The organism is Brucella intermedia LMG 3301, assembly GCF_000182645.1.
Taxonomy (GTDB): domain Bacteria; phylum Pseudomonadota; class Alphaproteobacteria; order Rhizobiales; family Rhizobiaceae; genus Brucella; species Brucella intermedia.
The window spans coordinates 1708034-1719945 of the sequence record NZ_ACQA01000001.1 but is presented as its reverse complement, the minus strand read 5'-3'; the positions used below and the strand labels follow the sequence as shown (position 1 = coordinate 1719945).

Genomic DNA, 11912 nt, shown 5'->3' with positions numbered 1-11912 from the left:
GTGCATGCCGGTTCCTCGACCGATCAATTCGTGCCTGTTTTCCTGCGCTTGTTCTTGCGCGGTGACCGGCGCGGGCGGGCAGTTATCTGCACGCCGGGAATTAGGAAACATCTGGGGGCAGATGGTTCCCAGAACAGGAAACGGACATGAGCCTTCTTGAGCTTGAATTCGCACGTGAGGCGCATCCGGTGGATGTGATCGAACAGGTCGCGCATTCAAACGACTGGACGTTCGAGCGGACTGGCGACGACGAAATCGCAATCTCGGTTGCGGGCAACTGGACTGACTATCACATCTCGTTTTCCTGGATGGAGGATTTCGAGGCACTGCATCTGGCCTGCGCATTCGACATCAAGGTGGCCGAGCCGCGCGTCAACGAAGTGATGCGCCTGCTTTCGCTCATCAACGAAAAACTGCTGATGGGCCATTTCGACCTCTGGCAGCAGGAAGGGGCGATCATGTATCGCCAGTCGCTTTTGCTGGCGGGCGGCGCGGAACCGACGAGCCGTCAGGTGGAAGTGCTGCTGTCGGCGGCGCTGGAAGCCTGCGAGGCCTATTTCCAGGCTTTCCAGTTCGTGGTCTGGTCGGGCGTCACGGCCCGCGAGGCGCTGGAAAGTGTGGTGTTCGAGACAGTCGGTCGCGCCTGACTATAAATCAGTTTAATTTTGGCCCGGCGCTCGCGCCGGGTTTTCTGCGAGGCCGGGAGCGCGGGCCGGGGAGTGAAAGAATGAGCGAAGCAACCACCATCAGCTGGGCAGATTTCGAAAAGGTCGATATCCGCAGCGGAACCATCGTGGAAGCCGTGCCATTTCCCGAAGCGCGCAAGCCCGCCTACAAGCTGAAGATCGATTTCGGCGAAAAGATCGGCGTCAGGAAGTCGTCGGCCCAGATCACGAAGCACTACACGCCCGAGCAACTCATCGGCAAGCAGGTCATGGCTGTGGTGAATTTCCCGCCGCGGCAGATCGGCCCCTTCATGTCGGAAGTGCTGACGCTCGGCATGCCGGACGAGGACGGCGAAGTGGTTCTCGCGGCAATCGACAAGCCGGTGCCGAACGGCGGCAAGCTTTATTGAGAGCATTCTGCAACCGCGTTTAACCCCTCATCCTGAGGAGGCTCCTGAGCTTGCGAAGGAGCCGTCTCGAAGGACGAGGGCAGGCACTGTGGCAGGCATTGGGCGTTTTCCCTCAGCCCTTCGAGACGCCGTTTTCAACGGCTCCTCAGGATGAGGGAAAAGAAGCGTGAAAACTCCTGCTTATCGCTTTGCTCTGAAGTTTTTTTCCCCGGCCCCAAGCCAGAACGCCTGGAGAATTTCCAGCAAAAGTGTGTAACGTCTAGGCGGGGAAATCAGTTCACCGGACTGATTTCTTATCCCGCTTCGATGCGTTGGATAATGCGATAAAACAAATAGTTAGAGCAGTTCCGGCGATTGCGTTAGAACAGGAACCGCTCTAAGCCGGAATATGGATGATGGCGCGGAGGCCGCCCAGAGGCGAATCTTCCAGCGAAATGTCGCCACCGTGACTGCGCGCGATGTCGCGTGCAATGGCAAGCCCCAGCCCGCCCGTGCCGCCTGAATCCTGCGTTCGCGCTTCATCCAGCCGGACGAATGGCTTGAAGACATCTTCCCGCCGGTCTTCCGGAATGCCGGGTCCGTCATCGTCCACAACGACTTTCAGCCAGCCTTCGACATGCGAGATCGACAGCTCGACATTTTGCGCGTGACGGAAGGCGTTCGATACGAGGTTGCTCACCAGACGCGAGAAGGCGTTCGGGCGCACATGAACCTCGCTGTCGCCCTCGACATGATATTTGAAGCCGCGTTCGCGCAACCGCGCCTCGTTCTCCAGCTTCTCGCAGAGTTTGGTGACATCATAGCTTGCCGTTTCTTCCGAACCTTCGCCGCGCGCAAAGGCAAGATAGCCTTCCAGCATCGTCTGCATGTCGGCGATATCCTGATTGAGCGGCTCGGTGTCGATGGAATGGCCAGCCAGCGCCAGCTGCAGCTTGAAGCGGGTGAGGATGGTGCGCAGGTCGTGGCTGACGCCCGACAGCATGGCCGTGCGCTGCTCGATCTGGCGCTCGATGCGCGAGCGCATCTGGATGAAGGCTATGCCGGCGCGCCGTACTTCCTCGGCCCCGCGCGGATGGAAGCCCTCCGGCATGGGGCGCCCCTTGCCGAAACTTTCCGCCGCCTCGGCAAGCTGCTGGATCGGCTTGATCTGGTTGCGCAGGAAGGCGATGGCGATGATCAGCAGAACGAGCGCGGTGCCGACCATCCAGGTCAGGAAGATACCCGTATTGGACGCATAGGCCTGGCTGCGCCTTGCAAAGACGCGCAACACCTTGTCCTCGAGCTTAATGCGGATTTCGATGAGATCGGAATCGCCCACCGTATCCACCCAGAAGGGCCGGTTGATCTGGCGGGTGATTTCCTCGCTCAGGAAGTAATCGAGAATGGCGAAGAACGGCTTCGGTCCGGGCGGCGGCAGCGGATCGGGCGGCAGGATCGAAATGTTCAGCGCCAGCCGCTGCTGCGAGATGCGGATCAGATTATCGTAGCCCGGTTCCTGCGGATAGGTTTCCAGAATATCGATGATGCCTGCAATATCGCGCACGACGGCGGTGGACAGGCGTTCCGTCACCATCTGCCAGTGACGCTCCATGAACACATAGGCGATCACGGATTGCAGCAGCACCATCGGTGCGATGATGATGATGAGCGACCGCGCATAAAGCCCCTTGGGCATGGTGCGGGCCAACCAGCGGGAGAATTTTCTCAAGGGCGATTTCATCGTGTCAGGCCCACACTGGCTGCGGCACAAGGTCGGTATTCGCGGCGGTATTCGGGGCGGTGATTGCGCTTCGCGACGGCCTTCCCGGCGTCTGGCGCAGCCGAAAAGTTCTTTTCAGGCTGCGCTTCGCGTTTTGTGAGAATACCATTTCCGATCGCACTATCCCGGCTCTGCCGAATGCTACTCGATGCTCAGCTTATAGCCGATGCCGCGCACGGTCTGGAGCCAGACCGGATTGGCCGGGTCCTGCTCGATCTTGCGGCGAAGGCGATTGATCTGCACGTCGATGGTGCGCTCGCCGACATCGCCGTCCTGACCGGTCAGCTCGTGACGGGGGATCGTTTCACCGGCGCGCTCCGCGAAGATCGCCATGATGTCCTGTTCGCGATCCGTCAGCTTGATCGTTTCCGAACCCTTCTTCAATTCGCGGCGCGGGATGAAGAAAGTATAGGGGCCGAACACGATCTGTTCGATCTTCGGCTGCGCCGGAGGCGCACCGCGCCGCAGGATATTGTTGATGCGAAGCGTCAGCTCGCGGGGATCGAAGGGCTTGGGCAGATAGTCATCGGCGCCAGCGGCCAGCCCGTCGATGCGGCTGTCGGTTTCCGACAATGCCGTCAGCATGAGAATGGGAACATTCTTCTGCTCGCGCAGCGAGCGCGTCAGCGAAACGCCGGTTTCGCCCGGCATCATGACGTCGAGGATGAGCAGATCGAAGTCGATGCCTTCCAGCTTGCGGCGCGCTTCAGCGGCGCTGCCAGCCATGGTGACACGGAAACCGCTATTCGTCAGATATTGCGAAAGAAGGCTGCGGATGCGCGTATCGTCATCAACGACGAGGAGATGCGGCGCGTCATCCGAAAGCGTTTTTTCTTCTTCTGCTGCCATGGCGTGTTTCGATCCCGTTCCGATAATTTGACTTCAGCATCCCGGCATCATGCCCGATGCTTTGGCATGCATATTATCGACAGGAATGCGGCACGTCCATTCACTGCCTGCATGCGCCTGTTTTTATGCAATCATTCAGTGTCTGGTCCAAAGCCGCGATGCCCTGCTGCAAATAGCGGCTTTCTGCGCTGCCGAGGCGCATATACTTCAAGTATTTTTCAAGCTGCGGTTGTCGAAACCCGTCATTTTCGCCACGGCCTGACGCTCTTTATTCAGACACTTTCTGCAACGATGCGTAACACTTCGCCTCAGACCTGCCGGGACGATGGATCATCGGCAGAAAACTCGTCGATCTGCGCACGCCGCTCGGGATTGACCATATTATAGAGAAAGCGTTCGATCACCGCGCGGTCCTGCGGGGCGCAATCCTCCAGCGCGCGCGCAATGCGCCGCGACTGCGGAAGGGCCAGCGCCAGCGTCAGCTCGCGGCCGCTCCTGGTCGGATAGAGCTTGCGGTGGCGGCGGTCATGCAGGCCGGTGGCCTGAACGACATGGCCGGTATCGATGAGCTGCTTGAGCACGCGCGACAGGCTTTGCTTCGTTATGCGCAGAACCTCCAGCAGCTCCGCAACCGTCATGCCGGGCTTGCGGTTGATGAAATAGAGGACGCGGTGATGCGCCCGCCCGAATCCGATCTTTTCCAGAATGAGATCAGGGTCGGCGGTGAAATCGCGATAGGAAAAAAACAGAAGTTCGATCACGTTGAGATCGGCCGCCTCCTCAGCCGTCAACGGATTGCTTATATAATTCAGATCGTTCGTCGAATTCACATCTGTGCTCCGTTCTGTCGCGTTAAATATGTCAGCATTATTGACATAATTCAATCGCCCAGATAATTTTCGATAAGCGTGAGCTGGCTTTTTTGGAATAATGTTTGCGCTGACGCGTGCATGGAGGAGGAATAATTGCGCTGGCCGCTTTGCCGCCGTTCGTCTGAACGCGGACGGGGAGAAGAGTACCCGCAATATTCCGTCCCGATGGAGGATTTATTTTCTTTCCATGCATGCTCCGGCTGGATTTCGCGCAATATGTTTGCGTGACCTCAAAGCATTTTGAACAAAAAGGCCAGCAGTTACGCAGAAAAAGGTGGCCGTCTCACCATTTATATCGATTTAACTGGGGAAGACGGGTCGCGGAGAAGTTTGTCCGGTCTGAAATCGGCCTGTAACCGTGTCGAGACAGCGCCGCGAGGAAAGTCAAGGAGCAAGAAAATGGCTGCGATTCCATTCGATCAACGGGACGGATTCATCTGGCTGGACGGAAAATTCGTCGACTGGAAAGATGCGAAAGTCCATGTGCTGACCCATGGCCTGCATTATGCGAGCGCCGTGTTTGAAGGCGAGCGCGCCTATGGCGGCGAGATATTCAAGCTGAACGAGCATACCGAACGCCTGCATGAATCCGCGCGCATTCTCGGTTTCGAGATTCCTTTCAGCGTCGCGGAAATCAATGATGCCTGCCGCGAGCTTCTCGAGAAGCAGGGCTTCGAGGATGCCTATGTGCGCCCGATCGCCTGGCGCGGCTCGGATTCGCTGGGCGTGTCGGCGCAGAACAACCGCATTCATCTGGCCATCGCCATCTGGCAGTGGCCGAGCTATTTCTCGCCGGAAGAAAAGATGAAGGGCATTCGGCTCGACATCGCCGAATATTGCCGCCCGGACCCGCGCACCGCGCCGTCGCGCTCCAAGGCCGCCGGTCTCTACATGATCTGCACGATCTCCAAACATGCCGCCGAAGCCAAGGGCTATGCCGATGCCTTGATGCTCGACTGGCGCGGACAGGTCGCGGAAGCGACCGGCGCGAACGTCTTCTTCGTCAAGGACGGGGCGCTGCACACGCCGAAGCCCGACTGCTTCCTCGACGGCATCACGCGCCGCACGATCATCGATCTTGCCAAGCGTCGCGGCATCGAAGTCATCGAACGGGCAATCATGCCGGAAGAACTTGCCGGTTTCTCCGAATGCTTCCTGTGCGGAACGGCTGCGGAAGTGACGCCGGTTTCGGAAATCGGACAATACCGGTTCAAGCCTTCCGAAATTACAAATGTTCTAATGAATGACTATTCAACGGAAGTTCAGCCGAAGCGCGCGGCGGCGGAGTAACTGGGTTTTAAACAGAAAAAGAGCGGCCTTCGGGCCGCTTTTTTGTTTTTCCGTCGGTTATTGTTTGACATTGGCAAGTTTCGGCACATGATTTTTTTGCCGGAGTCGCGCTATTCCGGTTTAAAACTCAGATGGGGTGACGATTATGGAAGCTCTACTACCTCTCATTCTTCAGCTGGTCGCTGGCGCGGTTGGCGGCAACATCGCAGGCGCAGTCAAGAATATCAGTCTGGGAACCACGGGTAACACGGTGGCGGGCGGCATCGGTGGTGTCATCCTCGGTCAGCTGCTTCCGATGCTATCCGGCGGCGGTCTCGATTCCGTTCTCAACGGCGTTGTCGGTCAGCTGGCTGGTGGCGGTGTCGGCGGTATCGTACTCACGGCCATTGTCGGCCTGATCAAGAACGCGATGGCCGCCAAGGCCTGATGCACCGCAGAACGTAAGGTTGTGGGGACAACCGGCAAGACGAACTGTCGGGGCGCGTCCCGAAAACCGTGAAGCGGCTTTCGGGCAGGCGTCCCGGTCAATCCTGGAGAGGGAAAACGGGCGGCGACCAGCCGCCCGTATCTGTTTGGAGCGGTTCCGGTCGAGACGTTCTGTTTGAAGCATAATCTTATCGATCCCCGGGTCGGATTATGTTCTGAAGCTTCACCGGACAGGCGGGGCTCTAAGTATTTGTTTTGTCGCATTATCCCACGCATTGAAGCGGGTTAAGAAATCAGACCAGTGAACTGATTTCCCCGCGTAGACGCTTCGCACTTTTGCTGGAAATGCTCTAGTGTGGGACAGAATGCGTTTTCCAGACCGTCATTTATGCGGGACGCGCTATAAAGTGGAGTAAGACCAATGGGGCAATTGCAGGCCATCATCGTTCCCGTCACGCCGTTCCAGCAGAACTGCACCATACTGTTCGACAGCGAGACCAAGAAGGGCGTGGTGATCGATCCGGGTGGCGACCTCGACCGCATCCTGGACGCGATTGGATCCCAGGGAGTCGAGGTCGAGGCCATCTGGATCACGCATGGCCATATCGATCACGCCGGGGCTGCGCTCGATCTCAAGGAAGCGCTGGATGTGGACATTATCGGCCCGCACAAGGATGACAAATTCCTGCTCGACAATCTGGCCACGACCGGCCTGAAATACGGCCTTACCGAAGGCGTGCGCAACGTGACGCCGGACCGCTGGCTGAACGAGGGCGACAAGGTTTCCGTTGCCGGACACGAGTTCGAGGTCTTCCACACGCCGGGCCACGCACCGGGGCATGTCGTGTTCTTCAACCCGGAGGCGCGATTCGCCATCGTGGGCGACGTGCTTTTCAATGGCTCGGTGGGGCGCACCGATCTGCCGGGCGGCGATCATGCGGCGCTGATTCGCTCCATCAAGGAAAAGCTGCTGCCGCTTGGCGACGATATCGGCTTCATCTGCGGGCATGGTCCGGGCGGGCGGTTCGGCGAGGAGCGGCGCTCCAATCCGTTCCTGAACGACATCGGCTACGCATAAATTGAAAACCGCAAACAAGAACGGCTACCCTGAGATCAGGGTAGCCGTTCTTCTTATTTTTAGCGGCATTATCTGCGCATCGAAGCGGGACAGGAGACCAGTCCGGTGGACTGGCCAGCCTCAATTCGCGGAGCAGAAGTGGTCGCGCCCGTCGTAACCGCGATAGGTGCCGGTGTTCGGATTGAACGACCGGTAACGGTCGGAGCAATACTGATACCAGCCGCGGCTCCATGGCTCATAGCCTGCGCGGTAATAGGTTACCTGGCGCGCCGGGGCTGCCGGATAATAGGCAGGCGGCGGCGGAGGCGGCGCATAGACCGGGGCCGGCTGCACATAGGTCGGCTGCGGCTGGCTCAGCGCGCTGCCGATGAGGGCGCCGGCTGCAAGGCCGATCACGCCTGCGGCAACCGCGTCGCCGTGGCCGCGATGCCGGTCGCGGTAGTAGGGACGATCCCAGCCGCCACGATTCCAACCATGGCGACCCCAGGAATCTGCCGATGCCGTTGCAAGCGGCGCGGCAACTGCCGCGAGGGATGCCGCTGCCAGAATGGCTGTTTTCGCAAATCGGTTCATTGTTCGCTCCTTCAGAAGCTCGACTGCAATGTCTGCGATACGTTGGCCGAAGGGGCACGTATCGTTTGTGAATAAGTGATTAACTCTTTCGACATGAATGGAGGCTGAACAATGGTGATGGGCTGCGGAAAACGCCCATTTTCCGGTAAATTACGCGCAGTATCTGTAATATTTCGCGCTTGAATGGGTGCCTTTAAGAAACCAGACGGGGCGCCGCGCAGGCAATAAAAAACCCCGGCAGAAGCCGGGGCAAGTGGTAGGTTCTTTAATGAACGATCAACCGGTAACGGTGATGTTCACGGCCTTCGGGCCCTTGCCGCGACGATCCGGTTCCGTCTCGTAGGAAACCTTCTGATTGTCTGCGAGGCCTGTGAGGCCAGAAGCCTGTACCGCGGAGATGTGTACGAAGATATCTGCGCCACCGTCGTCCGGCTTGATGAAACCGAAACCTTTTTCGGTATTGAAGAATTTGACCTGTCCGGTCTGTGCCATGGGATCCGTTCCTTTTCCTTGGCGCCACCGCTCCTGTGGAGACGGTGGTATTACTATTTCTGCCAAGCGCACCACACACCCGGCAGAGGGTTATGCAGGCAGTTCTCGACATTGGGAAGGAACCGATCATTGCCGAAGGGGAGCCTTCGACCCGGAACTTATAGCGGCCCCGGCACGCCGTTCTTCCAGTCTTCCATTTGTTCGCTAAATGCCCGAACAGATGGAGACTGATCTATGAAGCGGTATTTGGCAAGCAAATTCTTTGGGGTGGACATGATTGGTTATCTTCGAACCGGTATCGTTTGATTTTTTTACGATTGTTTCAAGAAAATCCTCGGTCGAATCCCAAAACAGAACAGGGTTTCCCTAATATATCGCTGATTTAGCAGGTACTGACCGTGTTTTTCTCATCGGTTGCGTAAAACTATGCATGCTCCGCCGGCAGCGCGAAGTTTTGTGCAAATGCCATCGGCTTCCCCGCGGCTGTCGGCGCCGATGCGCACTGCATAGATGCCGCGACGTCCCATTGGCGTGCGTATGCGGCTGACGACCGGCTCGTGGCCTGAAAGCACGGCGCTGAACTGCCTGCGCAGGCGGGTCCATTGATTGACGGCGGCGCTGCGGCGGAAATTGCCGGCAACCTGTATGCCCCAGGGTTTCGGCTTGACGCGCGACATCGGAATGGTGGCGCTGCGGATGATCGGCAGGCGCTTGCAGGCGTCGTGAAAGGCGAGCTTGGGATCGAGCGGCCGGTTCATGATTTCCTTGCCGGCGGCGAAGTCGTCGGCAGGCGCGCCGGTAATGTCCAGCACGTAATTTTCCGTCTCGAGCGGCAGAAAGCCGCCGGACCGCATCCAGCTGGAAACGCGCCCCGCGCCTGCATTATAGGCGGCGGCTGCAAGGCCCCAATTGCCGAACGCGCCTTTCAGGTCGCGCAGGAAGCTCGCCGAGGCGGGAATGGCCTGCTCGATATCGAAGGGGTCGGCGAGCCCGCGCTCCCTTGCGGTATAGGGCATGAATTGCGCAATGCCTTCGGCACCGACCGGGCTCACCGCCTTGTGGTCGAACCGGCTTTCCTTCCAGATCAGCCGCGCGAAGAAGTCGCGCGGGATTCCATGGGCGTCTGCATTGGCGCCGATGAGCTGGCAGATGCGGCCAACGGTCGGCGTCTTCTTTTCCGGGGGCAGGGGCGGCGCATAGACCGGCGGGGTCGGCTCACTGGCTGCATGGGAGGAAATGACGCCGAGAGGCAGGCTGAAAAGCTGGGAAACGAGGATAACCGCTATGCTGTGCCTGTAACGATTCATGCTGCCTGTTCCGCCCCTCAACTTCGGCCAAGGTAACCTATATGGGCGGGTTGTCGATATGGTCCGGAAGGTTTTGCACTTTCGCGAAAAGACTTGCCCTTATTGAAGGCTGCGCCATCTTAGGGTTCGGGACAAAGGGAGAGGAAAATGCAATTTCATCGTTTCAGAAAACTGTCCGTGCTCGCGGGCCTGCTGCTTCTTGCCGGTTGCGTTGCGGAAGGCGGGGTGGATCATCGTCCGCCGCTGCGCCCCGGACCGTCACAGCCGCCGCGAATCTGCCCGATGAACTATGCGCCGGTCTGCGCGCAGCGCGGATCGTCACGCCAAACCTTCAGCAATTCGTGCCAGGCGCGGGCAGAGGGCTACCGCGTCATTTCCAACGGTCGCTGCTCATCGAGGCCGGGGCCGGGCTGGGGCGGCGCAGGCGGAATGCATCCGCCGCACCAGGGCAACAGGCCGGGCAGGCCGGGAGCAGGCGCATGCACGCGGGAGTTCATGCCGGTTTGCGCGCAACGCGGCAATGACAGGCGAACCTTCCCGAACCGTTGCGAAGCCGACCGCGCAGGCTATCGCATCATGAGCAGCGGGCAGTGTCGGTAACGACTGGCTCAATGGAAGGGGCGGCAGGTGCCGCCCTTTTCACGCCGCTTCCTGAACAGAGGACGCTGATTCCTTCACCGGCTTGCCGAACCGGTCGATATTGGCGTCGCCCCATTTCTTCAATGCGAGCAGGATCGGCTCGATGCTGCGGCCGAGCGGAGAAAGACTGTATTCCACCTTCGGCGGCACCTGCGCATAGACCTTGCGCTCGATAAGCCCGTCTTCTTCCAGTTCGCGCAGCTGGTTGGTCAACATGCGCTGGGTGACGCTTGGTATCTGTCGCCTCAATTCATTGAACCGAAGCGTGCCGCCCATGAGATGAAAGAGCACGACGCTCTTCCATTTTCCGTCGATCAGGCTGATGGCGGCTTCAACCGCACAGCCGGGACTGCAGTCGAAGCGGGAATGCCTGGCTTTGGCCATTTCGGTATCCTTTTTATACCAAGTGCAAATATCGACACTATAGGCGATATTTGTGCGTATTTCTAAATTGGGAACGTAGTCTAATATTTGGTCCATAGCAAATGGAGCAAAGACGATGAAAGCTGTTGCCTATCAGAACGCCGGTAAACTGGATCGCGCCGATTCGCTTGTCGACGTGACACTGGACAAGCCGGTTGCCGCCGGGCGCGATCTGCTGGTTCAGGTGGAGGCGATTTCCGTGAACCCGGTCGATTACAAGATCCGTGGCGGCGTTTCACCGGACGCCGGCCAATGGAAGGTGCTTGGCTGGGATGCTGTCGGCACCGTCGTCGAAACCGGCGATCAGGTTCGGGATTTCAAGCCCGGCGACAGGGTATGGTATGCAGGCTCCCTGACCCGTCCGGGCGCCAATAGCGAATTTCATCTGGTCGATGAACGCATCGTCGGGCGCAAACCGGCATCGCTGTCCAACAGCGAAGCCGCCGCCCTGCCGCTGACGTCCATTACCGCATGGGAAATGCTTTTCGACAGGCTGGACGTGCGCAGGCCGGTTGCCGGTGCGGTGAATGCAATCGTCATCATCGGCGGCGCGGGCGGCGTGGGCTCGATCGCGATCCAGCTGGCGCGCGCACTGACCGACCTGACGGTGATAGCGACCGCATCGCGGCCCGAAACGCAAGACTGGGTCAGGCAGCTTGGCGCGCACCACGTCATCGACCACCGCAAGCCGCTGGCCGAACAGGTTGAAGCTCTGGGGATTGGCGTACCGGCGTTCGTCTTTTCGACGACGCAGACGCTGGATCATCTTTCCGAAATCGTCAGGCTCATAGCTCCGCAGGGCCGTTTCGGGCTCATCGATGATCCGGACAAGCTCGACATCATGCCCTTCAAGCGCAAGTCCGTGTCGGTGCACTGGGAACTGATGTTCACGCGCCCGATCTATCAGACCGCAGATATGGCGGAGCAGGGCAGACTGCTGAACGAAGTCGCGAAGCTGGTCGATGAAGGCAAGATCAGGACAACGCTGACGGAAGTCCTTTCACCGATCAATGCCGCCAATCTCAAGGCAGCGCATGGCGTGCTGGAAAGCGGCAAGGCAAAGGGCAAGATCGTGCTGGAAGGCTGGTGAGCCTTCCGGCACATTATCGATCCTCGTTTCACTCGGGTC

The 11912-nt window shown here is 58.9% G+C and carries 14 protein-coding genes; 7 read left to right on the top strand and 7 right to left on the bottom strand.

Translation table 11 applies throughout. The annotated features are described in order from the left end of the window. Positions 1 to 146: 146 nt before the first annotated feature. Together OINT_RS08195 and OINT_RS08190 are read left to right on the top strand one after the other, a co-directional pair. A complete protein-coding gene (locus OINT_RS08195) occupies positions 147 to 647 on the top strand; it encodes a type III secretion system chaperone family protein (RefSeq protein ID WP_006467319.1) in 501 nt (166 codons plus the stop codon). Positions 648 to 727: 80 nt separating this feature from the next. Further along, the gene (locus OINT_RS08190) at positions 728 to 1075 is read left to right on the top strand and encodes a tRNA-binding protein (RefSeq protein WP_006467318.1); all 348 of its coding nucleotides are present in this window, start codon (positions 728 to 730) and stop codon (positions 1073 to 1075) included. Between the two features lie 376 nt (positions 1076 to 1451). On the opposite strand, the gene OINT_RS08185 is transcribed toward OINT_RS08190, so the two are convergent. From OINT_RS08185 to OINT_RS08170, 3 genes are all read right to left on the bottom strand, one after another. Next, positions 1452 to 2795 carry an ATP-binding protein gene (locus OINT_RS08185; RefSeq protein ID WP_006471914.1) on the bottom strand — a complete coding sequence of 448 codons (1344 nt, stop codon included), beginning with the start codon at positions 2793 to 2795 and terminating at the stop codon, positions 1452 to 1454. A 180-nt stretch (positions 2796 to 2975) separates the two neighbouring features. After that, positions 2976 to 3683: a response regulator gene (locus OINT_RS08175; protein ID WP_006467315.1), complete on the bottom strand. Its 708-nt coding sequence runs from the start codon at positions 3681 to 3683 to the stop codon at positions 2976 to 2978. Positions 3684 to 3991: 308 nt separating this feature from the next. After that, complete coding sequence (locus tag OINT_RS08170; protein WP_006471913.1) at positions 3992 to 4513, bottom strand: MarR family winged helix-turn-helix transcriptional regulator; 522 nt, start codon at positions 4511 to 4513, stop codon at positions 3992 to 3994. A gap of 441 nt (positions 4514 to 4954) precedes the next feature. Between OINT_RS08170 and OINT_RS08165 the strand changes: the two genes are divergently transcribed. From OINT_RS08165 to OINT_RS08155, 3 genes are all read left to right on the top strand, one after another. Beyond that, a complete protein-coding gene (locus OINT_RS08165) occupies positions 4955 to 5845 on the top strand; it encodes a branched-chain amino acid aminotransferase (RefSeq protein WP_006471912.1) in 891 nt (296 codons plus the stop codon). A 145-nt stretch (positions 5846 to 5990) separates the two neighbouring features. Next, positions 5991 to 6272 carry a hypothetical protein gene (locus OINT_RS08160; protein WP_006471911.1) on the top strand — a complete coding sequence of 94 codons (282 nt, stop codon included), beginning with the start codon at positions 5991 to 5993 and terminating at the stop codon, positions 6270 to 6272. A gap of 420 nt (positions 6273 to 6692) precedes the next feature. After that, positions 6693 to 7349 carry an MBL fold metallo-hydrolase gene (locus OINT_RS08155; protein ID WP_006467310.1) on the top strand — a complete coding sequence of 219 codons (657 nt, stop codon included), beginning with the start codon at positions 6693 to 6695 and terminating at the stop codon, positions 7347 to 7349. A gap of 120 nt (positions 7350 to 7469) precedes the next feature. On the opposite strand, the gene OINT_RS08150 is transcribed toward OINT_RS08155, so the two are convergent. The 3 genes from OINT_RS08150 to OINT_RS08140 form a co-directional block, all read right to left on the bottom strand. Continuing rightward, positions 7470 to 7922 (bottom strand): BA14K family protein, encoded by a 453-nt coding sequence (locus OINT_RS08150; RefSeq protein WP_006467309.1) that lies wholly within the window; start codon positions 7920 to 7922, stop codon positions 7470 to 7472. Between the two features lie 276 nt (positions 7923 to 8198). After that, positions 8199 to 8414, bottom strand: a complete 216-nt coding sequence (locus OINT_RS08145; RefSeq protein ID WP_006471910.1) for a cold-shock protein — start codon at positions 8412 to 8414, stop codon at positions 8199 to 8201. A 407-nt stretch (positions 8415 to 8821) separates the two neighbouring features. After that, a complete protein-coding gene (locus OINT_RS08140; protein WP_006471909.1) occupies positions 8822 to 9721 on the bottom strand; it encodes an SPOR domain-containing protein in 900 nt (299 codons plus the stop codon). A 147-nt stretch (positions 9722 to 9868) separates the two neighbouring features. Between OINT_RS08140 and OINT_RS08135 the strand changes: the two genes are divergently transcribed. Next, entirely contained in the window at positions 9869 to 10321 is a 453-nt protein-coding gene (locus OINT_RS08135) for a Kazal-type serine protease inhibitor family protein (protein ID WP_006467306.1), read from the top strand. Positions 10322 to 10360: 39 nt separating this feature from the next. Here OINT_RS08135 and OINT_RS08130 read toward each other — a convergent pair whose 3' ends face one another. Beyond that, complete coding sequence (locus OINT_RS08130) at positions 10361 to 10744, bottom strand: winged helix-turn-helix transcriptional regulator (protein WP_006471908.1); 384 nt, start codon at positions 10742 to 10744, stop codon at positions 10361 to 10363. A 115-nt stretch (positions 10745 to 10859) separates the two neighbouring features. On the opposite strand from OINT_RS08130, the gene OINT_RS08125 reads away from it, so the two are divergent. Next, entirely contained in the window at positions 10860 to 11873 is a 1014-nt protein-coding gene (locus OINT_RS08125; protein ID WP_006467304.1) for a zinc-binding alcohol dehydrogenase family protein, read from the top strand. Positions 11874 to 11912: the final 39 nt, after the last annotated feature.